Consider the following 23,243-nt stretch of genomic DNA (forward strand, 5'->3'; position numbering starts at 1 on the left):
TTTGCTAGCAATGCATACAATGTTCTAGCTAAAGATAGATTAAGGGATAAATTTACTGTGATCTCTATCCTTATAAAGTACTTTCGCGGTATCATGTCACGTTAAATTAATTTTATTCAATACCATCATGACTGGAGAGTCCTTTGCACTTTAAAGATTTAGGCTTAGATAACCGCTTACTGAAGAACTTAAAACATTACGACTTCAAGAAGGCGACAGAGATCCAATCAAAAGCGATCCCTGTTGCTATTGCTGGTAAGGATCTATTGGCTTCATCAAAAACGGGATCAGGAAAAACATTGGCGTTTGTGTTGCCAATGATACATAAAGCATTAAAAACAAAAGCGTTTTCTGCTAAAGATCCTCGTGGTGTAATTTTGGCTCCTACTCGTGAGCTAGCGAAGCAAGTTTACGGCGAACTGCGCAGTATGCTTGGTGGTCTGTCTTATGAAGCGGCGCTTATCTTAGGTGGTGAGAACTTTAACGACCAAGTTAAAGCACTGCGTAAGTACCCTCGCTTTATCGTAGCGACGCCTGGTCGTCTTGCTGACCACCTAGAGCACCGCTCATTGTTCCTTGATGGTGTTGAAACGCTAATCCTTGATGAAGCAGACCGTATGCTTGATCTTGGTTTTGCTCCAGAACTGCGTCGCATTGCGAATGCGGCTAAGCACCGTCGTCGTCAGACGCTAATGTTCTCTGCAACGCTAGACCACGCTGAAGTGAACGGTATTGCCAATGAAATGCTAGACGCACCTAAGCGCATCTCGGTGGGTGTTTCTAACGAGCAGCACCTTGATATCACTCAGAAATTCTACCTATGTGATCACCTAGATCACAAAGAAGCGATTCTAGACCGTGTACTAGAAGAAGCTGAATACCGTCAGGTTATGATCTTCACAGCAACTCGTGCTGATACTGATCGCCTAACGGATAAGCTGAATGAGAAGAAGCTTAAAGCCGTTGCACTGAGCGGTAACTTAAACCAGACGCAGCGTAATGCGATCATGAGTCAGTTTGAGCGTGCGGTTTACAAGATTTTGGTAACAACCGATGTCGCTTCTCGTGGTATCGATATTCCAAACGTAAGCCACGTTATCAACTTTGATATGCCTAAGCATACAGAAGAGTACGTGCACCGCGTTGGTCGTACTGGTCGTGCAGGTAACAAAGGTGATGCAATCTCTTTGGTTGGTCCAAAAGACTGGGACAGCTTTAAGCGTGTTGAGCTTTACCTCCAGCAAGATCTTACTTTCTCTGTGCTTGAAGGCTTGAAAGGTAAATTCAAAGGCATTAAGCCTCGTAAACCTACGTTTGCTAAAGGCGGGCCTGCGAAGAAGAAGACCAACACTCAAGTTAAGAAAACGCCGAAGAAACCAGTTAAGCGTGATAAGAGCTTCCACCAAAATGTGGCTGTGGGTGATACCGTGTTTATCCCTAAGAAGAAAGTCGCACCAAAAGTGGACGACGAGTAATCAACTCGCGTGACCTAAAAGCTTAGCTTTGAAAGGTTGATGCAAACAAAAACCGCCGAGGATGGCGGTTTTTTTGTATCTGTACTTTGTGTAAGCCTTAGCTTGCGGTACTTACAGGCGGTAACTCATGATACTCGCTGGGTTCTTCCTAGCTAGAAATTAAACGTCGAGAACGAGTACGCCAAGATATGATCTGCGATGTATTTGTGAGTAGCCGTAGTTGGGTGTGTCACGCCCCAGAATACATAACTGTCTGAGCCATAGGTCGCGCAATCATTAGTCAAGCTGTGGCTTCGCAAATAGTCTGAAGCTGAGCTTCTATTGATATCAAGACAGGCGTCACTCGCGTTTCTAAAGCCATGTTGCTCTGGATTCTCGGTAATGCTAGCAAACAGTGCACTCGCATCAAAAAGTACCACGTTTTTCCCCAAGCCTTGGTAATACTCGGCCTGTGCTTTGATGAACTGGTTAAACTCTAAGATCTTTCCGCGAACTTTAATGATCTCTTGTTCGGTGGAGTATTTGAACTGCGGCGCCTTAGTCGCATCGGGCAATGTGAACAGCAGTATATTATTCGCACCAGATTCCGTTAATCGAATCAGAGCGCTACTGAAATCGGCTTTGACATCGGCGACTTCTCGGTCGTAATTCATAAAGTCATTGAGGCCAAACTCTAAAGTAAATAGTGAGTTTTCCGGGCGATAGTTTTTGGCAACTTTCATGTAGGTTAGATAAGAGGTGACTTGATCATAAACACCAATCAATGCCACGTATTGGTTGGTACCTGCTGCGCCGCCCACTGCCCAGTTATACAGAGGGACATCTTTCGCTTTTGCTAAGTACTCCGTCCAAACTAAACCATTCGAAAAGTGCCCTAAAAACCACGAATCAGCGTTCGGAAAAACCCATTGAGATCCATTAAATAGGTTCCCAGTATCAGAGAGGCTATCACCAAAGGTGACAATGCGATTGATGGCATTGGCTTGAACAGCGTTATCGTTGGTCCAGATCGAGTGATTGTAAGAGAAGCGATTATCTGCGGCAAAGTAGGTGATGTCAGCGGCGTCATGTTGGATGTCGAGCGTCTGTTCGCAACGCTGTTTGATTTCAGATTGAGGCGCATCACTGTAAAACATGTTTTTGAAAGAAACAGAAGACCACCAATATCCGTTTATCGTGTAGTAATCACCATTCTCTTTCTTTGCCCACTTCCAGTCGGTGGCTGGGGAGTCATGAGAGGCATCGGTTCGATACCAACATCTTACATATGAATAGGTCTCTGAGCCTTGTGTACTGAGTACTTGTGCAGATGTAATCGATTCTGGTGTTGGTATTGAGTCTTCAGCGGCATAAGCGCCAAAAGGCAGGGCTAACGTGAGTATTAAAGCCGTATTTTTCATCACTGTATTCTCTTTTATATTTAGATGAGCCAAACAAAAACGTTGTTGTTTGTTTCTTGCTGATAACTGGATAAGTAAATAACTGGTACGACCTATATCTAAAATCAATAATTAACGTCAATACATTCAGGGTTATGGTGTGTCGTTAATGGCATAAGTATCAAGTTTTCAACGAGTTTATGGTTGAAAAATACCTGTTTCCAAACGGTTATTTGTTGAAAAAACTTTGGTTTATTGAGAATTTGGAATTGATATTTGAGTCGGGATATTGAATGAGCAATCTCATTAAGATTAACTAAATATTAATTTAATCAATTGCTTATGGTTTTAGTTTTATCACGATTCTGGTCGTCTGATGTTCATCGCACCTGTTTAATTCAAGTTCGCCATCACAAATATCAAGTCGTTACTTTCTGTTTTATAAAATCATCAACTACGGTTCTTTTACTCATCAGAGGTCTAATCTGTTTAAGGAAAGAGCATTGAAAAAGATATTAATTTGGACGATCGCCTGTCTATCCAGTTTTGGAGCCTACGCAGGCACAAGCGCATCGGCATTAGAAGCCAGTGGATACACAGAAACGAAATATCCCATTATGTTGGTACATGGTCTGTTTGGCTTCGATACATTAGCGGGTGTGGATTACTTCTATGGCGTACCTGAATCTCTAACCAAAGATGGTGCGAGCGTCTATGTAGCGCAAGTATCAGCGACCAACAGCTCTGAAGTCCGTGGCGAGCAGTTGTTGGCTCAAGTTGAGACACTGTTAGCCGCGACAGGGGCAAGTAAGGTGAACCTTGTCGGTCACAGCCACGGGGGACCGACAGCGCGTTATGTCGCATCAGTTCGTCCTGATCTGGTTGCCTCTGTGACAAGTATTGGTGGCGTCCATAAAGGATCTAAAGTTGCCGATCTCGTGCGTGGAAGCGTGTCAGAAGGTTCTCCCGCAGAAGGTATCGCGGTTAAGTTGGCTGGTGGATTAACTACGCTCATTAACCTGTTATCTGGTGGAACGGATCTTGACCAAGACGGTCTCGCATCTCTTGAAGCTTTAACGACGGAAGGCTCACTTGCATTCAATCAGTTTTACCCTGAAGGCGTTCCGACGTCTGAGTGCGGTGATGGTGAATGGCAAGCCAATAACGGTGTTTATTACTATTCATGGACAGGGTCATCCACTTTTACCAACCTTCTTGATCCTACCGACGGAGCGATGACAATCCTTGGCTTAGCCTTCAATGAACCGAATGACGGACTAGTGGGGGCATGCAGCGCGCACTTAGGCAAAGTGATTGGCGACGATTATAAAATGAATCACCTAGACGAAATTAATGGTTTGCTGGGGATTCACCATCTCTTTGAGACCGACCCTGTCACGCTCTATCGTCAACACGCCAATCGATTGAAGCTGGCTGGCCTTTAGGTTGCCTACCCATTTATTAAGACCTTAAGGAACACATAATGAAAAAGACCGCCATTTTGTCGATAACCACGATAGCCCTGATGAGCACAGCGGCGGTCTTTTTATATCTAAAAAAGGAAGACCCAGATTTACATAATGACGAAAAACGAAGCGCTTCTTCATTAAAGGTCGCCTCTCAACAAGATACCGACATCGATAACGCATCAGCCAAAGACATGATGGAATATTTCGTGTCAGGCAATACAGAATTAACCCTTGAAGATATTCGTGACAATGTCGCAAGGCACCACGAACAATCACCAACAGTCATTGTCGATGAGGCACTGTTTACCAAATATCTTGAATACAAATCAGCGTTGACATCTATAGATGTTCAATTCGATACGATCTCAGCAGAAGATTTGCGTTTGCTCAATCAAGCGCTCCTTGACCTTCAAGCTCAGTTTTTCAGTGAGAGCGAGATAAGTATTCTGTTTACGCACGACAATAGAATGAGAGCAATTGCCTTAGAAAAGTTACTTCTGAAACAGGAGGGATTAGAGGATGAAGAATACCAACAAAGACTCGAATCCTATCTATCTGAGCAACCTGATTATGTTCAGTCGAGTCACCAGAATCAGGTGTTACTTCAACAGCTCTCTAGCTCTGAAGGTCTTGATGAGCAGGATAAATATTTAAAGAGAAGCGAACTTGTTGGTGAAGAAGCAACCCAAAGACTCGAAGCTCTTGATAAACAAAGAGCGGCCTTTGAAGACTCTTTAGAGGTCTACTTCGCAGAACGAAATGATGTTTTGAAAGATTCATTCCTATCAGAAACCGAGCAACAAGAGGCGATTGCGCAACTTCGGACTGAACATTTCCTACCAGAACAGCTTAGAAGGGTAGAAGCGATTGAAAGGATCAGAGCTGCTGAGCTCGGTGAATAGAGTCTGGTGAATACAAAAGGCCAACTACTGATGGCTCAATAGTTGGCTTCATAACATTTAGGATAGTTACTGCAATTTATACAGCTAAGTAAGCACTTACATCTTAAGTTTTTATACCTTGAGCTCTACACCTTAAAGTAATCCAACTGCTGCTTTTGCTGCTCGGCTAAGTTAGATAGCTCGTGGCTTGCTGCTGCAGCTTGAGTAATGCCGGTTACGTTTTGGCTTACTAGGCTGTAGATATTTGAGATATTACGGTTGATGTCTGAGGTTACTTGGCTTTGCTCTTCGGCGGCAGAGGCAACCTGAGTGTTAATCTCAGTCATGTCCGTTACCGAGTTAGCAATGCCTGAAAGCGCCGCGCTTACTTCACCAGCAAGAGTTTGGTTGTGTTCCAGCATAGTCAGTGAGCTACTCATGCTTTCATTCGCGTTACCGGATTGAACCTGCAAACCTTCAATGATGATTTGGATCTCTTTGGTTGAATCTTGTGTACGTGCCGCTAGCATTCGAACTTCATCAGCAACCACTGCAAAACCACGACCGCTTTCACCTGCACGAGCGGCTTCGATTGCTGCGTTAAGCGCAAGCAGGTTAGTTTGTTCAGAGATACTTTGAATCACCTCAATCACTTTACCAATCTGTTCAGAGTGCTCTTTTAGCGTGCCCACAACATTTGCAGCTTCGCTTAGCTGAATCGCCATCTGTTCGTTAGCTTTGTTGCTTTCATTAAACAAGCTCATGCTGTGTGTCGCCATTTCGTCAGCTTGCTTAGACGCTGAGTCGGCTTGTACTGCGTTCTCATTAACGTGTGCTGCCGTGCTTTCTAATTGGTTTACAGCAGAAGCAACTTGTTCTACTTCTTGCTTCTCTTGGTCTGAGTTAGCACTTGATTGAGTCATCACAGCCGCCAACTCTGTCGACGCAGAAGCCACTTCGATACTGATTCGAGACAGCGAGCTTACCGTGTCACGCAGCTGTTCAACTGACTGGTTTACGTCTTGCGCTAGGCGTGAGATTTCGTTGTCGCCATACTCTTCTGCTTTAACTAACAAGTTACCTTTTGCCACTTCGCGCATGGTTGCTTGAATATTGCTGATCGGCTTAACAATGATGCCAGCCAGCGTCCAACTGATAATTAGAGCTACAGATAGGATCACTAGAAGCGCAATGGTTGCGGTATCGAGTGTGCTGGTGTGTTGCTGACCATTGATGTCGACTTCTTGAGTCGCAAGCAGATTCAACTTTTTAGAAAGCGTGTTGATCGCTTGCACCATGTCATTACCCGCGTGTCGGTATTGGTCGATTGCGATCTGGTAGCGGTTTTCAAAATCTGAAGAGAGTGATGTATCGCCGTGTTTCGCTCTTAATAGAGGAAGCATGGTGGTGCGAGAAAAGTCGACATAGTGATTCATCGCTTTGTTCATCGCCGCTACTTCATCTTGCATGCCTGGCACTGTGTTTAATGAATTCAGTAGGCGAGTATTCTGATCACGTTTTTGGTTTAGTGTTTCAACCAGTGTTTTTACGTCATCAGCATTGAATAGACTGTAAATCGCTTTGATACGCATGCCATAGCTGTTGTCGACGATTTCGCTGAGTTCTTCTTTATGTATGATTAATTGGTCGGTTGCTACTGACACATCTTTGAATGCACTTTCTAGCTTTTCACCACCGATAATGACACCGGCTAAAAGTAAAACGACGGAAAATAGTACGGGTATAAGAATTTGTATTTTGATTGATAAGCCACTGAGAAGTTGGCGCATGTAATGTCCTTTTTTGAATAAAATAAATAGATGAGAATTATTATTATTAGAATTAATTGGCGATTCTAACTAATGAGACTGACAATTCAATCAATAAAGGCTTTGATTTCGTTATATGCGATAGGTATTTGATATGGATGGTTGTTTATTGTTCGAAATGGCGATAAAGGTGCATCTTTTTATCCATCGTCTTAGGGCCACTTGATTGATAAATAGAGAAATATATTGGTTAGTGTTGGATATAAATAGAGAGGGAATCTAGTTTTTTGGAGCTAAAACGATGGTGAGACCTGCATTCAATAACTGCATCTGATGGGCGCGCGACTATCAATTAGTCGAGTAGGAGAGAAATTAGCCATTAATTTGTAGTTGTCATATAGGCTTCAATTAAGTGAAACACAACTGTCACATTCGGATTCTAAAGTAGGCCTCGTTCAAGCAAAACAACATTACGGCAATAACGCCACTAAAGGAAATTTGTGATGAAAAAGACAGTTATCGGTGCAATCGCACTACTAGGCGCTCTAACAGTGAATACAGCTTCAGCTAAAGAAACTATCTCTGTAGTTGGCTCTAACAGTGCTTCTCCACTGGTTGAAGTTTTTGCAGAAACCTACATGAATAAAGGCGAACCAGTGTTCATCGAAATTCAAGCACCGGGTTCTTCTGCAGGCATCAAAGCAGCAAAAAATGGAAGTGCTGACCTTGGTATCTCTTCTCGTGACCTAAAAGAAGAAGAGAAAACATCTGACCTGAAAGAGCTAGTTATCGCTCGTGACGGTATCGCAGTTGTTGTTAACCCGAACAACGAAGTATCTGCTCTTACTGCTGAGCAAATCACTTCAATCTACAAAGGCGACATCACTAACTGGAAAGATGTTGGCGGTGCTGACAAGCCAATCGTAGCAATCACTCGTGATACTGCATCTGGTACACGTGGCGCATTCGAAGACATCATGAAGCTTAAGAAGAAGATTGGCGATAAGAAAGTATCGGCTATCTCTCAACGTGCACAAGTTGCAAACGGTAACGGCGCACTTAAAGTTTCTGTAGCAAGCAACCCATACGCTATCGGCTTTATCTCTCTAGGTACAGTTGACGAATCTGTTCAAGCTCTAACTATCGACGGCGCTGCTGCGACTGTTGACAACGTTAAGAACGGTTCTTACAAAGTTGCTCGTCCATTCCTAGTTCTTTACAAAGCCGGCGCTCCAACAGCTGAAACTCAACAATTCCTAGATTGGATGGTTGCAGATGAAGCTCAAGCTATCGCTGGTAAGAAAGGCTACATCACAGTTAACTAATCTTAACTGACTCAATCTTAATTATTGCTCAGCCTGCTTTAGGCTGAGCCTTTTCTTTCAACTTTGTTTATTTCGAGCTCTTATTGAGCCACAAAGTTTGAGATTTTATATATGACCATCGCAAATAGTGAAAAGCTTATGAATACTGAAGCGACTCAAATCAACAAGCCAAGTCTACGTGCTAAGAAGCGCATCGACTGGAGAGAAAGAATCTTCCACGGCTTGTTCTTATCGAGTGCTGTAATCGGCATCGTATCACTAGCCGTTATCGCTTACTTTATCGTTGCAGAGAGTATCCCTGCATTCCAAGAGGCCGGTGTTTCTGGCATCGTTCTGGGTGTTGACTGGTTACCTCCAGCTCTATTCGGTGTTGCAACTATGATTGTTGCATCGATTGTTTCGACACTTGGAGCTGTAGTTGTTGGTGTACCGGTAGGTGTATTAACCGCTATTTTTATTGCTGAGATTGCTCCCAAGCGTCTTGCAGATATTATTCGTCCAGCAGTTGAGCTTCTAGCGGGTATCCCGTCGGTAGTTTACGGCTTCTTCGGTCTAGTAATTATCGTTCCAATGATTCAGAACATTTTCCAAGTACCAGCAGGTAACACTATCCTGGCGGGTATCATTGTTCTGGGTATCATGATTCTTCCTACCGTTATAACGGTTTCTGAAACTTCGATTCGTGCTGTACCTCGTACATACAAAGAAGGTTCACTTGCACTGGGTGCTTCGAAAATCTACACGATTTTTAAGCTACTCGTTCCTGCTGCACGTTCAGGCATTATGACTGGTGTGATTTTGGGTATCGGTCGCGCACTTGGCGAAACGATGGCTATCATCATGGTTATGGGTAACGCGCCAGCAATGCCAGAAGGCATTTTGGACTCTGCACGTACGCTAACAGCAAACATTGCAATTGAAATGTCTTACGCAAGTGGCGTTCACGCTAACGCACTGTACGCAACAGGTGTTGTACTTCTAGTGTTCATCATGATGTTAAATGGTGCTCTACTTTATCTTAACCGTGAAAAAGCGAAGTAGGCGAGGATAAGTAATATGGATCGCGTAAAACTAAAACAAGCACGTCAAACCAAAGATAACATCCTAAAAGGTTTTATCTGGGCAGCTGCAGCTGTAACCGTTGGTTTCTTATTCTGGATTATTTGGTACATCCTATCGAACGGTCTGCAATACGTAGATTGGAACTTCATCACTGACGATTACACTCGTACTGGTCAAGAACGTGGTATTTTCCCAATGATCATTGCCACGATCTACATGGTAATTGCATCGATTGCGGTAGCCGCGCCACTAGGCATCATGACGGCGATATACCTAACTGAATATGCGAAAGTAGGTAGCCGATTGGTGAAAGTGATTCGATTCTGTACTGAGTCGCTAGCTGGTATTCCATCGATCATCTTTGGTCTGTTCGGTATGACCTTCTTTGTTTCGATTCTTGGTCTTGGCTTCTCGATTCTGTCGGGTGCACTAACGCTAAGTATCCTGATTCTTCCTGTAATCATTCGTACTACAGAAGAAGCATTGATGGCAGTGCCACAAACTTACCGTGAAGGCTCATATGGCCTTGGCGCTTCAAAAATCTACACTATCTGGCGTTTGATCTTACCAAGCGCAATGCCAGGTATCTTAACTTCGGTCATTCTTAGTATTGGTCGTGTAATTGGCGAATCAGCACCTGTATTTTTAACAGCAGGTATGGTGGCACGTGTTCCTGAGTCGGTATTCGATTCTGGCCGTACACTAACGGTTCACCTATATAAGCTGACAACAGAGCTATTTACTATCGATGAGTGGAACCAAGCCTACGGCACGGCGACAGTCCTAATCGTACTGGTTCTCTTGATCAACATGGTTACAAAACTGATTGCGAGACGCTTCAACACGGCAACTTACTAAGCCCATTAGCTGGCTCATCAATAAAGAGAGCCCCGTGATAAAGAAAGCATCAAGCTAGACACGAATTTAAGAACTTAGAGATTACGAAAATGAACAAATTTGATATTGAGAACCTAGATCTGTTTTACGGCGACAACCAAGCGCTTAAATCTATCAACCTGCCAATTCCAACTCGTCAGGTTACAGCACTGATTGGCCCATCTGGTTGTGGTAAGTCAACGCTACTACGTTGTTTGAACCGCATGAATGACCTAATTGAAGGCGTTACTATCAAAGGAAAGCTGGATATGGATGGCACAAACATCTACGGCAATATTGATGTGGCTGACCTGCGTATCCGCGTAGGCATGGTATTCCAAAAGCCAAACCCATTCCCAATGAGCATCTACGAGAACGTGGCTTACGGCTTACGTGCTCAAGGTATCAAAGACAAGAAGCACATTGATGAAGTAGTAGAAAGCTCACTGCGCAGTGCGGCACTTTGGGACGAAGTAAAAGATCGTCTTAAAGCACACGCATTTGGCTTGTCTGGTGGTCAGCAACAACGTCTATGTATCGCTCGCACCATTGCAATGGAACCGGATGTAATCCTGATGGATGAACCGACATCGGCTCTTGACCCAATCGCGACGCACAAGATTGAAGAATTGATGGAAGATCTGAAGAAAGACTTCACTATCGTTATCGTAACGCACTCAATGCAGCAAGCACGTCGTATTTCAGACCGTACTGCTTTCTTCCTAATGGGAGAGCTTGTAGAGCATAACGAAACTAGCGTTATCTTCAGTGAGCCAAAAGATGATCGTACTAAAGGTTACGTAAACGGTGACTTTGGTTAATTGATTATTCAAGTGCTGTGTTTGGCCTTTTAGCAAAACCAGCACGCTAACTGATACGCAGGTTAGATAATCGAATAGATCGACAGAATTATCACTATAACTATAAGCGATGGAAGTTTTGCCCCACTTTAGGTGGGGCTTTTTTATGCATTTAAAAAAGTCCCAATGTCGATGAAATTTTGGGCAGGAAATCCCATTTTTGTAGTCCTTCTCATGCTTGTGATAATGTAAAAAGTGAAATTGCGACCCGCTTAACATCTCATTTTTAGTTACATTGATTGCATATCAAGGCTTCTGTATTTTTGCTGTATTCTCAATAACCAATGGACGGAAGCTGTGCCTGTTAAAGCCTTTGCAAAACAAATATCTGCTACGCGCGATCACCGTTTGTTGGCAGAGTCTCTTTTCGACTACTTGGCTAAGGTGCTTGATCCTAAAGGGGTTGGGATATTTGCTGAGCCGATACCGGAAAGCGATTCGTTGCCGTTGTTTTGTTACGGTGAATTAACCCCTCTTGAGAATTACCCCTCTACATTTTGGCCTTGGGTTTCACAGTTTGATACCGCAGACGGTGTTTTACCTATGGCAATTAATACTTGTAACTGGGATCACATAAAAGTGCTCGGTGGGGAGTCGTTCATCATGATGCTCGACAATGCGCCTGCCTTTAGAACTTATTTAATTGTTCAAAATTGCGATGCCGAAAAGATCAATCAAACCTTCGACCAAGATCTAGATGTTCTTCAACTTGCAGCCGCTCGCTGGCAGTGTATTCGTGCTGAGAAGAACGCGGCACTGGAGATCAAGCACAGAGACACACGTGAAGCTCAATATCTTGATGAGATTAAGCTTCGTGAACTGTTTGTAGAGAATATGAAGTTGGTTCATCAGGTGGCGTTAGAGCTTTCTAATCCCGAAACTTTAGATGCACTCTATAAAGCATCAGTAGAAGCCGTACGCGATCGCCTAGGCTTTGACCGTGCGATCTTCATGTTACTCGATATGAAAAAGCGCTGTTTTAGCGGCACTTATGGTACTGATGAGGCCGGTAAAACCAACAGCGAACATCATACCCAGTACGACTTGCATCAACTCGAAGCGGAATACATTGAAGCGTTGTCAGACAATCACACCAACTTGGTTATTATCGAACAGGCACCTCTCTACACCGAAGGAAAAGTAGTAGGGCAGGGCTGGAATGGAATGTTGATCTTACGTGAAGGTGATAAACCCGTCGGTTGGATTGCAATGGATAACTACATTCACCGTTCACCAATTACCAATTACCAAAAGCAGATGCTTGAATCCTTTGGTTCTCTGCTTTCTCAAATCTACATCCGCAAACGGCAAGAACAGAACATCCGTATGTTGCACTCAAGCATGGTGGAGTTGTCTCGCTGCGATAGCGTCAGTGAAGTGTGTAAATCGGCGGTGAGCTTTGCGATTCAGCATTTAGGCATCGACCGACTGGCCGTTTTTCTAACAGATAAAAATTGCAGTTACATGCAAGGCACGTGGGGCACTGACATAAAAGGCGACATTGTCGATGAATCTTATTATCGCTCAGAGTTGGTGGAGCGTGACATTGTAGCCGCCGCTCGTGCTTGTCCTAACCAAGTTGCGTTTGAAGAATCAGTCCCTATTTATCACGATTTTAATATTGTTGGCGTCGGTTGGACGGCAATGACCATGCTCACTACAAACACGGGTGAGCCGATTGCGTTTATCGCTGCTGATAACTTGTTAACTCGTAGCCCATTAACCTCACAGCTTCGTGAAGTAATCCGTATCTTTGCTTCAAGCCTTGCTGAGGTGCTGCAAAGAACCATGGCTCAAGAGGAGTTGAAGAAGCTCAATGAAACTCTGGAGCAGGAAGTTAGTAAGCGCACCCAAGAGCTAGAACTAGCCAATGAGCAACTGGATATCATTTCTAAACTAGACCCTCTGACACGCCTTGGAAATCGTCGTATGTTGTCGCAAGTCTTAGAAGATTTGAACTGCGACGATCAAGGTACCTTTGCTACTCAGCATGAAATTACATTTGGGTTGATCCTCGTCGACTTGGATCATTTTGGTTTGTACAACAGCGTCTATGGTCATACTGAAGGGGACGCAGCTCTGCGCACCATCGGCAAGATACTTAATGCTCATGTTCATAGTGATAAGGAAACCTTCTGTCGTATTGGCGGAGAAGAGTTTATGTTGTTGATGATCGGCACTCATCACTCTGAAACGAAGCAGCGTGCCGAGTCGATTAGAAAATGTATTGAAGAGGCGAAGATCCTACACTGCGAAAGTAGCACTAGCCCATACTTAACTGCATCGGTTGGATATGCATCGATAACTTCTGACCAGCACCAATTTGATTTTGACCTGCTTTACGGCAAGGCAGATAAAGCCCTGTATCAAGCCAAGGACTCGGGGCGAAATAGAATCGTCTCAGCCTTGAAACGAAAAAAGGTCGCAGTTTCAATTTCCTAGTTCGGTATTATTTCTTCTTATCGTAAAAACGAACAAAGCCGTGATGCTCACAAGGTGGTCATCACGGCTTCTTTTTTTCTACCAAATTAGACTTTTCTAATTAATTAAAGCGTTTCTAGTGAGCTTTTACGCGTTTTGCTAGAGACTCGCTTTGGCTTTTTAACTGCTTTGATTGCCTCAGAAGGATCCCATGACGGGTTTGTCGAGCTAGCTTCACCATAAAGGCTTTGGTTTAGCTTACTTAGCTCGGCTTCAACGGCTGCTAACGTCTCATCACTCAAGTCTGGGTTTTCAGCTTTCCATTGCTCAAACAAGGTTCTGGTCTTCACACCATCTTTCGTTTTAAGAGCTTCAATAAGCGCTTCTGCTGTATCTGATTGACGTTCAACAGTGTGTGTTGGTTTTGTCGTTACACCACGGCGTGACCAGAAGTAGAAAGCCATTGCTGAGCTAACCAACCATAAAACAGCAAACAGAGCGGTGAGATAAGGCCAGAATCCTGGGTTATCAACAGTCACAACCGTTGGGTTCACTTGTTGAGCTGGTGGTGCTGTAACTGGTGGTGTGCTAGACGTCGCACGGTCACTTGCTTTTACCGCTAACTCTAGTCCAAATGCTTTACTGGTTTGCTTCGATTGTGAATCGGTGTTGAACCAAGCTTGAGAGACCTTCGGAAGCGAGATATTTCCAGCTTCTTTCGGGATCAATACCTGCTTGTAAACCACCACAGCATCGCCTGACTGCGTTGTGCCAAATTGCGGCTTTTCTTCATATACACGAACCGATTTAGGGTAGGTGATATTCAGCTTCGGCAGTTGGTGCTGGGTTAGGTTGCTAGCCGTCATAGTAATGGTACGAGTTAACGAATCACCCGCTTCCATTTCAATGGTTTGCTTGTCGCTTTCTAAACCATTGTTACTGGTTAGCTCGTTACCTTGGCTATCAGACCATTTTTGAATCAACTTGAAGTTCGATGTTGGTAACCACTCACCTTGGTAGCCTTTTGGCACCTCTTTGACGGTTACATCTAGGGTTTCAACGGGAGTGTCGAGTTGAAACAATCGTGTTGTGCTTGAGTTGTTGGTCGAATAGACAACAGCTCCAGTCAGCTTCGGTCCGTTCAGCTTAAACTGTCCGGCCTTTTGTGACGAGATGCGGAAAGACTGTTGAACGACCGTCACTTCTTGTCCATTAAGGACATCTTGAAATTGCTTTGATTCACCAATAGGTTCCACGTCTAAGCCCTGTGAGCTCGGTGGCGCTATTTTAGGATCTTGCAGCCTTCTTGGGTCAGCTTTAATGATGAGTTTTACATCAAGTTCAGCGACTTCTTGTGGATATAGCGAGTCTTTACTCAGATTAAGCTGGAACTCAGCCATATCATGTTGAGTGGGTGCAGCTTCATTAACGGCAACATTGATGGTGATTGGCTTAGTTTTCGCGCCTTCAATATCGAAGCTAGGAATCTGAACCTTGCCCAAACGAAGAGGTGCAAGGCTGATGTTCCATTCACTTGACACCGAACGGCTACCATTGACGATTCGCATCGACGTGCCAAAGCTTGGTGTGCCGACATAGAAATCCTGTTGGAGCGCTGTTAGATCTAGAGCATCAGAGGAGACCTTTTCATCGGTTGCGACTCTAAGAAGGAACACTTCATCTTTGGTGACACTGTTATGTGAAACACTCGCCACGGCGTTTGCAGCCAATACTGAGAAGGACGAGAAAGCTCCCAACAACAATGTTAGGAGTACGGATAAAAATGGCTTGTTTAGAAATCGCATGGTTACCACTTTTTGTTCTGGTTGTTAGGAGCACTTTTTTGTCGTGCTTGTAAAATCATTTGCGCTTTAAGCAGTTGGCTCGGGTCACGGGCGCTTTCTACTTGCTCAAGTTTTCGCATGTCAGGGTCGCTCGACAGAGGTTGATCTGAGGTTTGTGCTACAGCTTGCTGACCACTTTGCTCACTATCTTCTTTTGAAGCTTGTCGTGCGCTAGCACTTTGAGGTGTAGCGCCTTCTTGGTCACTCTGTTTCGGCTGATCACTCTTACTTTGTTGACCGGCTTGCTTGTCGTCTTGTTTAGACTTTTCAGAGTCAGAGTGATTTTCAGGTTGGCCTTGAGATGAGTTTTGGTCTTGGCTACCGCGTTGATCTTGGTTACTGCTTTGATCTTGCGACTTGCCACTGGAACTTTGTTGTTGATCCTGAGAGCTTTGCGAAGAATCATTTTGCTGACCTTGCTGACCTTGCTGACCTTGCTGACCTTGCTGACCTTGCTGACCTTGCTGACCTTGCTGACCTTGCTGACCTTGCTGACCTTGCTGACCTTGCTGACCTTGCTGGTTTTGGTCTTTCTGGTCTTTGGATTCAGAATCGCCTTGCTGTTGCTGTTGCTGTTGCTGTTGCTGTTGCTGTTGCTGTTGCTGTTGCTGTTGCTTCTTCTGGGCTTGTTCGACGACCTCTAAGTTCTTCTTGGCATAAGCATGCTCAGGGTTGCTTTCAAGAATACGTTGATACTCTTGTATCGCTTGGTCGTACTTACCTTGTTGGGCTTGGGCGTTAGCAAGGTTGTAGCGAGCATCTTCACCAGAAAGGTCTTGCAGCGTCTGCTCTGCGGCTTCGAAATCACCGGCTTTGTATTGAGCAATGCCTTTCCACTCTTGTTGGGTGAACTGTTCAGCAGCTTGTTGGAAGTCCTCGTCCTGATACAGCCGATAGCCTACTTGATCATCGGTTTTCCACGGGTTCGCAAACGCAGTATTTGGTTGGCTAAAAGAGATAACTCCAGCTAAGGCACACCAAATAACCCCTTTCCTGAATAATCCAAGTGCGGGAAGTAATAGCAAAGGCAGTAACCAGAAGCCGTTGTTCACTCTGGTGTTGAGTGAGTTGTTGGTCTTGGTTACTTCCGATGTTGTTGCAACGCGGTCGAGGTAGCTCGCGATGTGTTCAACATCTGAGTTATCAAATTGAACTTCAGTGAACGTGCCACCATAGCTGCGTGTAAGCTCGCGCATGTTCTTCAAGTTGGTTTTTGCCACCACGGTTTGTCCTGAGTCGCTTTGCAGCATCGACCCCGTAGGTAACGAGATTGGCGCACCGCTTTCACTCCCTACAGCTAGAATCGACAATGTCCAATCGTTGCCAGAGAGTAGCGAGTCGATCTCTTTCTTCTCTTGAGCATCAATATCGTCAGCAATCAGAACTAGATCGCCTCGGTAGATATGAGCGCGAGTCATCATATCAATCGCAAGCTTAACGGCTGATGCGGCATCACCGCCTTGATAAGGCATGATATCTGGCGATAGGTTAGGCACTAGGTTCTTGATGGTGTTGATGTCTGACGTTAGCGGGCTAATGGTGTAAGCATCTCCAGCATACGCCACCATGCCTGTTAGCCCTTCCTGCCACAATGAAAGCAGATCCAGAGCCTTGTATCGCGCTTGAGTTAAGCGATTTGGCTTAATATCGGTGGCATACATAGACATCGACATATCCATGATCACAACTCGTGCCTGCGTTTTTTCAAAGCTCGGCTGTTCGTTTTTCTCGAAGCTTGGTCCAGCTAATGCAATAACGCCGACCAGCCACCAAATACCGAAGTAAGTACTGCGATTTTTCGATGGCTTACTCGATTCTGGCGCCAAGTATCGAGCGATGTGTGACGCGAGTAATCCTTGTTTGGATTGTCTCTTGCTCAGCCACCAAATAGCGGGCAGCACGGCAAGCGCCAAGAACCAATATGGGTAGATAAAAGTAAAGTTAGACATTGTTTCTCCTAATGGCTAACAGCATAAATGCGAAGAACATTACCGCCGACAGTGGCCATACAAACCACTCTTGTTGCGGTCGCCAGATCTTAGTGGCGTTCGTCACGGGTTCTAACTGGTTGATGGTGTCGTAAATCGTCGCTAACTCTTTGCTGTCACGTGCTCGGAAGTACTGACCGCCAGTGCGTTTGGCAATTTCCATTAGTGTGCGTTCGTCCAAGTCTTGAGCAGTATTGACCTTACGCGTCATGAAGAACTCTTTGACCATCATCTCGCCTGCACCTACACCCACGGTGTAAATCGTCGCGTCGTATTTCTTTGCAATATCCGCGGCTTCTAGCGGGTCTAATACCCCGGCCGTATTACTGCCGTCGCTGAGTAGAATCATTACACGCTGAGGGGCGTCACTGTCGACAAAGGTTTTGGTGGCAAGGCCAATACCATCACCAATCGCGGTTTGAGTACCGATAAGCTTTAACACCGCTTGATTGAGTTGTTGTGAAAGCGTATCTCTATCTAGCGTAAGCGGAGTCTGCAAGTAGGCGTGATCGGCAAATAGCACCAATCCGACTCGGTCGCCTTTACGGCGCTCAATAAAGTCACTCAATACGCGTTTCACAGCCGACAAGCGGTCGATGTATTCGCCATTGAACTGCATGTCTTCTTGGCTCATCGAGTAGGAGAGGTCGACAACCAACATCAAATCACGATGCTTCGGTTGAAACTCCACCGGTTCGCCATACCATACAGGGCGTGCGCTCGCCGTAACCAGCAGAAGCCAGATAATCACGGACAACGCCTTTGGTAAGCGACTGCTCGGTGTTTTGGTATTACTGTCTTCGGGCAAAAATGGAAGCCTTAGGGCATTGCTTGATTCTGACTTTGGTGAGAAAAAGTAAGCGAGCAACGGCAGTGGCGCGATGAAGAACATCCACCACCAAACGAACTCGATGTTTAGCAAGTCCCTGCTTAGAAACATAGTGCTTAGAAAATCACTCATAACGACCTCGCTTAGGAGGAAGGGCTTTACGAAGCCATATTTCGCAGTCATTAATCAATTGCTGTTGAGCCTTTTTCTGTTCGTCGTTCATTAGGGCTACATCTTGATAGAGCGCTTGTTGCCACTGGGATTGTTTTGCTACAAACAACGGCTTTTTCAATTGTGCGTCTAAGAACTTCAACCAATCATCGCCTGCTAGACCTGCCACTTTTTCTCGTGGGAAGTAGCTCAATGCTGCCTGACGAAGGATGCGTTGTGCTTCGCTCGGAGACAAGCGATTTGAAGACTGACTATTACTAAAGTAAGACAGCGCTTCTTGCTTCGTCTGTTGATTGTTTTTTCTACGTTTCAGAATGAAAAACGCCAAGGCAATCAGGGTAATGGCTGTGATAATCACTACCCACCAGCCCCACGCCAAAGGCCACCAAGTCGGTGCGTCTGGCGCAATAACCGGACTTAAATCTAAGGGCTGTTTCATGACTGAGCTCCTGATATCTGGCTCATGAGTGACTGCGCACTCGACAGCGAGCTATAGGGTATAGCGAGAGACAAACCCATCTGTTGCAGCTGCTGTTTCTTAAGCGAAAAAGCATGGTTAAGCTTTTGCTTTTCTTTATTAGAAGAGAAATTAAACCATTGAGTTTTGCTGCCATCGGTGACCTGTTTGGAACCTTTATAGGCGGTTTCACCTTGCTCTAGCGGATCGTAGAAATGCACCAGACGTACTCGATTGTGCCTTCGAATTTGACTGATAAGTGAGTAGTCACTTTCTTGGTAACGCACAAAGTCACTGAGCATAATAATATCGCTTCCTTTAGGGCAAAGCTGGTGCAGAGATTTCAGCCCATGCTCTAAGGTCGTGTCATTATGATTGTCGTGATGAGTCAGCGCTGCATTATTGATTTCTATGACTTTTTGCAAAATACGCAGTGGAGCATGGTTGCTTGCACTTGGCTTAATCTCAATGACCTCTTTGCCAGTATCGATCACCGCGCCAATTCGGTCTTTTTGAGCCACAGTGAGCCAGCACAGTTGGCTAGCAAAGTGTGCAAGTTGAACCGATTTCAGCAACAAGGTTGAGCCGAAAATCATACTGCTTGATAGATCCAAGAATAAAATGACAGGCTGCTCTCGTTCTTCAGAGAACAGCTTGGTATGCGCTTTGCCCGTTCTGGCTGTTACACGCCAATCAATGCTGCGAATGTCATCTCCCGCTTGATATTGACGAACTTCAGAGAAATTCATTCCGCGACCTTTGCGGTTGCTCTCGTGTTGACCGTTAAGCTGAGACCAAAGGCTCTTGGCTGGAGGCAACCAGCGAACAGACTGCGCTTTGTATTGCAGCAGCTCATCTAGATTCAACGTGACACCGTCACTATGGTTGGGTAGTTGATTATTCATGCGCGTATCCCTATGCGCTGCCAACCAATGAAATAAGGTGTGCGATCACTTGGTTTGCGGTGACACCTTCAGCTTGTGCGTGGTAGCTGCGCAGAAGACGGTGGCGTAACACAGGGAATGCCATCGCTTGAACGTCTTGTGGAGTGACGTAATCTCGTCCTGCAAGCCAAGCGTGAGCGCGGGCACAACGGTCTAACGCAATGGTTGCACGCGGGCTGACACCCATGTCCAACCATTGATCAAGTTGGTCACTGTATTGCTTAGGTTGGCGAGTCGCCATAACCAGTCTGATGATGTACTGCTCAATGGTGTCTGCCATGTGAATGTTGAGCACTTCTTGGCGCGCTTCAAAGATCGTTTGCTGAGATATCTGTTGTGGCTGAGTTGATTCGTTGCCTTGAGCCTCACCACGGTTGAGCCGTAAGATCTCCAGTTCGCTTTCCATATCTGGGTATTCAACTTCTAGGTGAAGTAAGAAACGGTCTAACTGAGCTTCCGGCAGCGGGTAAGTTCCTTCTTGCTCAATTGGGTTCTGTGTTGCCATTACCAAAAATAGCTCAGGCAGCGTATAGGTTTTTCGACCGACAGTAACTTGTTTCTCTGCCATCGCTTCCAGCATTGCCGCTTGAACTTTCGCCGGAGCACGGTTGATCTCATCCGCTAGAATCAATGAGTTGAAAATCGGGCCTGATTGGAAAGTGAACTCCCCAGTCTCAGGACGGAAGATGTCGGTACCCGTCAAATCAGCGGGCAACAGATCGGGAGTGAATTGAATACGATGGAAGTCACCCTCAACACAATCAGCCAATGATTTTACTGCGCGAGTTTTTGCTAAGCCGGGAGGCCCTTCAACGAGGATATGACCATCTGCTAAAAGGGCGATCATCAGTTGCTTAACGAGCTCTTTTTGACCAATGATTTGAGACTCTAGATAGTTTTGAAGGACTTCGAAATTTGTTTTGTGCATTTTGGACTCTCTGGGTATCCATTTGATTTTTATTTTGAGTATTGGTCACTGATTTCGAGGAAAAAGTTCCAGTACATTTGCGTAATTTATTTTTTCAAAATTGGAAATATTTACAAGTGGTTAGCTAAAAACATTGTTAGGTTGTGATTATTACCATATCAATTGGTTTTTATATACAAAAGCTGAGAGGTGGGGAGTGGTTTGAGTTCGGTTGGGTCTACGGGCTGAGAACTAAAATCGACTCTCGACAATGCGGTATTTGCTTAGTTAATTCATGCTCAAGGTGGATATTTCTAATTGTTACATCACATTTGCATTTTTTTGAGAGAAAAGTCTCAAGTTTTATTGGTTGTGGCCGATACATCACTCAGATTGTGCATTGCTTGTTGGAGTGCACTAAAAAAGTCCTGTTCAGGGTATACCAATAACGAGCGATTCTTTTTAAAGGTCCAAATATGTTTAAAACTAACTCTCTGAGTATCAAGCAAAAAGTTGTACTTGGAATTACTTTTGCGGTTCTTGCATCGACAGTGATTGTCGGCGCAATGGCACAACAACAAGCAAGAGATGTATTAAGTCATCGATTGATCGATATTGAACTTCCAGGAATGCTAGAGCGAATCAATGGTGAAATTGACCGAGAAGTATCTCAGCTATTGCTAGCGGCGGAGCAAATTGCTTCAAATGAATTTATTTCTGATGCTATCGAATCGACCGATCGCGATCCGGCATTAGAAAACAAGCTGGTGAAACAACTGAACAATGTTCGTAACCAGTATCAGTTGAATGATGCCTCAGTGGCGAACCGTCAAACGGCGTATTACTGGAACCAAAATGGTTTCCTACGTCAGTTAAACCAACAGCAAGATGGTTGGTTCTTTGGCTTTACGCAATCTGGACAGCCGACCATGGTGAGTATGTTCCAAGAAGCCAATGGCGAAGTGAAGATGTTTGCTAACTATCAGCAGCCTTCTGGTTTGGCGATGTCTGGTCTATCAAAGTCGATGGATGACATGGTTAATCTGCTGAACGGTTTCAAGATTGAAAATACCGGTTTTGTCTTCTTAACCGATAGCCAAGGTGATGTTCAAATTCATCGCGAGCGTTCTCGCAGTGACTCTTCACTTCAACAACTTTACGGTCCTCAAGCAAGCCAACTACTGAACAAGTCGGGCTTTAACCTGATTACCACTGAAAGCCAAGGCAAAGAGCTGTTCGTGGCGAGCTTGTATGTGTCTTCAATGGACTGGTTTGTTATTGGTGTCGTTCCGACTGATGAAGTGTTTTCAGAGCTAGATGCGACAGCGCAAAAGATGCTGATCATGACTGCGATTGTGGCATTAGTGTTTATCCTAATGGGCGTAGTTCTGGCGAACAGCATTACTCAACCGATCAAGCTTTTGGCTAAGCGTTTCGGCGACTTAGGTGAAGGCGACGGTGACCTTGCACAGCGTATCGAAGTGAAAGGCAACGATGAAATTGCACAGCTTTCAAAAGGTTTCAACGGATTCATTGAAAAGATTCACGAGTCGATGAAAGAGGTGTGTTCGACAAGCCAAGCGCTTCAAGTGGCTGCAGAGAGTGTTTCTAATAAAGCCCACATCACCCACGACAATAGCCAAGAACAGCGTGATCAAACCCTTCAAGTCGTAGCTGCTATTAACCAAATGGGTATGACCATCAGTGAGATTGCATCGAACGCGGCAACAGCAGCAGAAACGGCAACTCAAGCGTCAGGCAATACGGAAGTAGGCCGTTCTGTGGTGAACAAAGCAAAAGACGCGATCAGCCGTTTGGCTCAAGATATCGAAAGCACGGGTCAGGTAGTAGAGCAACTTGCTTCTACAACTCAAGACATTGGTTCTATTCTGGGTGTTATTCGTGATATTTCAGAGCAAACTAACTTGCTTGCACTGAACGCCGCAATTGAAGCAGCACGTGCTGGTGAGCAAGGTCGTGGTTTTGCCGTAGTAGCTGATGAAGTACGTAACCTAGCAAGCCGTACTGCAGATTCAACGGAAGAGATTCAGAAGATGATCAACCAACTGCAAAGCGATGCGAAAGATGCAGTAACCGCAATGAGTGCGGGTAAAGTGATAACCCTTGAAGGTGTATCGGCGTCGGATGAAGCGGTAGACGTGCTGAGTGGCATTTCAGACCGTATCGTTGATATCACAGACCGTAACACTCAAGTGGCAACGGCAACGGAAGAGCAATCAACAGTAGTTCATACAATCAACCAGAACATTGAAGAGATCAACGCAATCAACGAAGTGACAACGGGCACGGCTGAGCAACTTGCTGAGGCGAGCCAAGAGCTTCGAGACCTTTCTTCTCGTCTAGATAAGATGGTTGGTTCGTTTAAGCTTTAATCCCTTTAAGCTGTAGCATGGCTTAGAAAGATACATAAACTAAGAGCTGGATTCATTTAATCGTGAATTCAGCTCTTTTTATTTACGGGCTTGTTTTCTTCTAACTGACGTTCGCTTGATCTGGTTTCGGGCTTTGCACTCAATCGCCCTAGCATCATAGGGCGTAAATGAGTAAAATCTGGTTAGGTTTAAT

At 44.9% G+C, this 23,243-nt stretch carries 17 protein-coding genes; 9 read left to right on the forward strand and 8 right to left on the reverse strand.

Annotated features, from left to right (window positions below; all coding sequences use genetic code 11):
- Positions 1 to 143 precede the first annotated feature (143 nt).
- Positions 144 to 1,475 carry a DEAD/DEAH box helicase gene (locus tag AC3CH3_RS20005; protein ID WP_488538218.1) on the forward strand — a complete coding sequence of 444 codons (1,332 nt, stop codon included), beginning with the start codon at positions 144 to 146 and terminating at the stop codon, positions 1,473 to 1,475.
- Between the two features lie 152 nt (positions 1,476 to 1,627).
- On the opposite strand, the gene AC3CH3_RS20010 is transcribed toward AC3CH3_RS20005, so the two are convergent.
- Complete coding sequence (locus AC3CH3_RS20010; protein WP_488539078.1) at positions 1,628 to 2,875, reverse strand: SGNH/GDSL hydrolase family protein; 1,248 nt, start codon at positions 2,873 to 2,875, stop codon at positions 1,628 to 1,630.
- 482 nt (positions 2,876 to 3,357) lie between these two features.
- Between AC3CH3_RS20010 and AC3CH3_RS20015 the strand changes: the two genes are divergently transcribed.
- Both AC3CH3_RS20015 and AC3CH3_RS20020 read left to right on the forward strand, forming a co-directional pair.
- Complete coding sequence (locus tag AC3CH3_RS20015; protein WP_010431550.1) at positions 3,358 to 4,299, forward strand: lipase family alpha/beta hydrolase; 942 nt, start codon at positions 3,358 to 3,360, stop codon at positions 4,297 to 4,299.
- A gap of 38 nt (positions 4,300 to 4,337) precedes the next feature.
- Entirely contained in the window at positions 4,338 to 5,225 is an 888-nt protein-coding gene (locus AC3CH3_RS20020) for a lipase secretion chaperone (protein WP_488538219.1), read from the forward strand.
- Positions 5,226 to 5,350: 125 nt separating this feature from the next.
- On the opposite strand, the gene AC3CH3_RS20025 is transcribed toward AC3CH3_RS20020, so the two are convergent.
- Entirely contained in the window at positions 5,351 to 6,994 is a 1,644-nt protein-coding gene (locus tag AC3CH3_RS20025) for a methyl-accepting chemotaxis protein (protein ID WP_488538220.1), read from the reverse strand.
- A gap of 482 nt (positions 6,995 to 7,476) precedes the next feature.
- On the opposite strand from AC3CH3_RS20025, the gene AC3CH3_RS20030 reads away from it, so the two are divergent.
- The 5 genes from AC3CH3_RS20030 to AC3CH3_RS20050 all read left to right on the forward strand — a co-directional run bounded on the left by AC3CH3_RS20030 (position 7,477) and on the right by AC3CH3_RS20050 (position 13,538).
- The gene (locus AC3CH3_RS20030) at positions 7,477 to 8,298 is read left to right on the forward strand and encodes a phosphate ABC transporter substrate-binding protein (protein ID WP_488538221.1); all 822 of its coding nucleotides are present in this window, start codon (positions 7,477 to 7,479) and stop codon (positions 8,296 to 8,298) included.
- Between the two features lie 111 nt (positions 8,299 to 8,409).
- Complete coding sequence (gene pstC / locus AC3CH3_RS20035; RefSeq protein ID WP_019822958.1) at positions 8,410 to 9,339, forward strand: phosphate ABC transporter permease subunit PstC; 930 nt, start codon at positions 8,410 to 8,412, stop codon at positions 9,337 to 9,339.
- 15 nt (positions 9,340 to 9,354) lie between these two features.
- Positions 9,355 to 10,218: a phosphate ABC transporter permease PstA gene (pstA, locus tag AC3CH3_RS20040; protein WP_488538222.1), complete on the forward strand. Its 864-nt coding sequence runs from the start codon at positions 9,355 to 9,357 to the stop codon at positions 10,216 to 10,218.
- A gap of 89 nt (positions 10,219 to 10,307) precedes the next feature.
- Positions 10,308 to 11,057: a phosphate ABC transporter ATP-binding protein PstB gene (gene pstB, locus AC3CH3_RS20045; protein ID WP_004732036.1), complete on the forward strand. Its 750-nt coding sequence runs from the start codon at positions 10,308 to 10,310 to the stop codon at positions 11,055 to 11,057.
- Between the two features lie 336 nt (positions 11,058 to 11,393).
- Complete coding sequence (locus AC3CH3_RS20050) at positions 11,394 to 13,538, forward strand: sensor domain-containing diguanylate cyclase (RefSeq protein ID WP_488538223.1); 2,145 nt, start codon at positions 11,394 to 11,396, stop codon at positions 13,536 to 13,538.
- A 104-nt stretch (positions 13,539 to 13,642) separates the two neighbouring features.
- On the opposite strand, the gene AC3CH3_RS20055 is transcribed toward AC3CH3_RS20050, so the two are convergent.
- The 6 genes from AC3CH3_RS20055 to AC3CH3_RS20080 are packed head-to-tail and all read right to left on the reverse strand — an operon-like array spanning position 13,643 to position 20,678.
- Positions 13,643 to 15,322, reverse strand: coding sequence for a BatD family protein (locus AC3CH3_RS20055; protein WP_488538224.1), 1,680 nt, complete (start codon positions 15,320 to 15,322; stop codon positions 13,643 to 13,645).
- A 2-nt stretch (positions 15,323 to 15,324) separates the two neighbouring features.
- A complete protein-coding gene (locus AC3CH3_RS20060; protein ID WP_488538225.1) occupies positions 15,325 to 17,310 on the reverse strand; it encodes a vWA domain-containing protein in 1,986 nt (661 codons plus the stop codon).
- A complete protein-coding gene (locus tag AC3CH3_RS20065; protein ID WP_488538226.1) occupies positions 17,303 to 18,310 on the reverse strand; it encodes a vWA domain-containing protein in 1,008 nt (335 codons plus the stop codon). The genes AC3CH3_RS20060 and AC3CH3_RS20065 overlap by 8 nt, the downstream gene beginning before the upstream one ends.
- Positions 18,303 to 18,788 carry a DUF4381 domain-containing protein gene (locus AC3CH3_RS20070; protein ID WP_019822945.1) on the reverse strand — a complete coding sequence of 162 codons (486 nt, stop codon included), beginning with the start codon at positions 18,786 to 18,788 and terminating at the stop codon, positions 18,303 to 18,305. Before AC3CH3_RS20070 ends, AC3CH3_RS20065 begins: the two co-directional genes overlap by 8 nt.
- On the reverse strand, positions 18,785 to 19,711 hold the full coding sequence (locus tag AC3CH3_RS20075; protein ID WP_136978420.1) for a DUF58 domain-containing protein: 927 nt from the start codon (positions 19,709 to 19,711) through the stop codon (positions 18,785 to 18,787). The genes AC3CH3_RS20070 and AC3CH3_RS20075 overlap by 4 nt, the downstream gene beginning before the upstream one ends.
- A 10-nt stretch (positions 19,712 to 19,721) precedes the next feature.
- Complete coding sequence (locus AC3CH3_RS20080) at positions 19,722 to 20,678, reverse strand: AAA family ATPase (protein WP_488538227.1); 957 nt, start codon at positions 20,676 to 20,678, stop codon at positions 19,722 to 19,724.
- Between the two features lie 455 nt (positions 20,679 to 21,133).
- Between AC3CH3_RS20080 and AC3CH3_RS20085 the strand changes: the two genes are divergently transcribed.
- Positions 21,134 to 23,050 (forward strand): methyl-accepting chemotaxis protein, encoded by a 1,917-nt coding sequence (locus tag AC3CH3_RS20085; RefSeq protein ID WP_019822939.1) that lies wholly within the window; start codon positions 21,134 to 21,136, stop codon positions 23,048 to 23,050.
- Positions 23,051 to 23,243: the final 193 nt, after the last annotated feature.

Source organism: Vibrio sp. QJM3NY_35, from assembly GCF_057785915.1.

Coding starts and splice junctions, on each gene's coding strand:
- AC3CH3_RS20010 (WP_488539078.1), bottom strand. CDS start 2,875: ATGAAAAATACGGCTTTAATACTCACGTTAGCCCTGCCTTTTGGCGCT.
- AC3CH3_RS20020 (WP_488538219.1), top strand. CDS start 4,338: ATGAAAAAGACCGCCATTTTGTCGATAACCACGATAGCCCTGATGAGC.
- AC3CH3_RS20025 (WP_488538220.1), bottom strand. CDS start 6,994: ATGCGCCAACTTCTCAGTGGCTTATCAATCAAAATACAAATTCTTATA.
- AC3CH3_RS20030 (WP_488538221.1), top strand. CDS start 7,477: ATGAAAAAGACAGTTATCGGTGCAATCGCACTACTAGGCGCTCTAACA.
- pstC (WP_019822958.1), top strand. CDS start 8,410: ATGACCATCGCAAATAGTGAAAAGCTTATGAATACTGAAGCGACTCAA.
- pstA (WP_488538222.1), top strand. CDS start 9,355: ATGGATCGCGTAAAACTAAAACAAGCACGTCAAACCAAAGATAACATC.
- pstB (WP_004732036.1), top strand. CDS start 10,308: ATGAACAAATTTGATATTGAGAACCTAGATCTGTTTTACGGCGACAAC.
- AC3CH3_RS20055 (WP_488538224.1), bottom strand. CDS start 15,322: ATGCGATTTCTAAACAAGCCATTTTTATCCGTACTCCTAACATTGTTG.
- AC3CH3_RS20060 (WP_488538225.1), bottom strand. CDS start 17,310: ATGTCTAACTTTACTTTTATCTACCCATATTGGTTCTTGGCGCTTGCC.
- AC3CH3_RS20065 (WP_488538226.1), bottom strand. CDS start 18,310: ATGAGTGATTTTCTAAGCACTATGTTTCTAAGCAGGGACTTGCTAAAC.
- AC3CH3_RS20070 (WP_019822945.1), bottom strand. CDS start 18,788: ATGAAACAGCCCTTAGATTTAAGTCCGGTTATTGCGCCAGACGCACCG.
- AC3CH3_RS20075 (WP_136978420.1), bottom strand. CDS start 19,711: ATGAATAATCAACTACCCAACCATAGTGACGGTGTCACGTTGAATCTA.
- AC3CH3_RS20080 (WP_488538227.1), bottom strand. CDS start 20,678: ATGCACAAAACAAATTTCGAAGTCCTTCAAAACTATCTAGAGTCTCAA.
- AC3CH3_RS20085 (WP_019822939.1), top strand. CDS start 21,134: ATGTTTAAAACTAACTCTCTGAGTATCAAGCAAAAAGTTGTACTTGGA.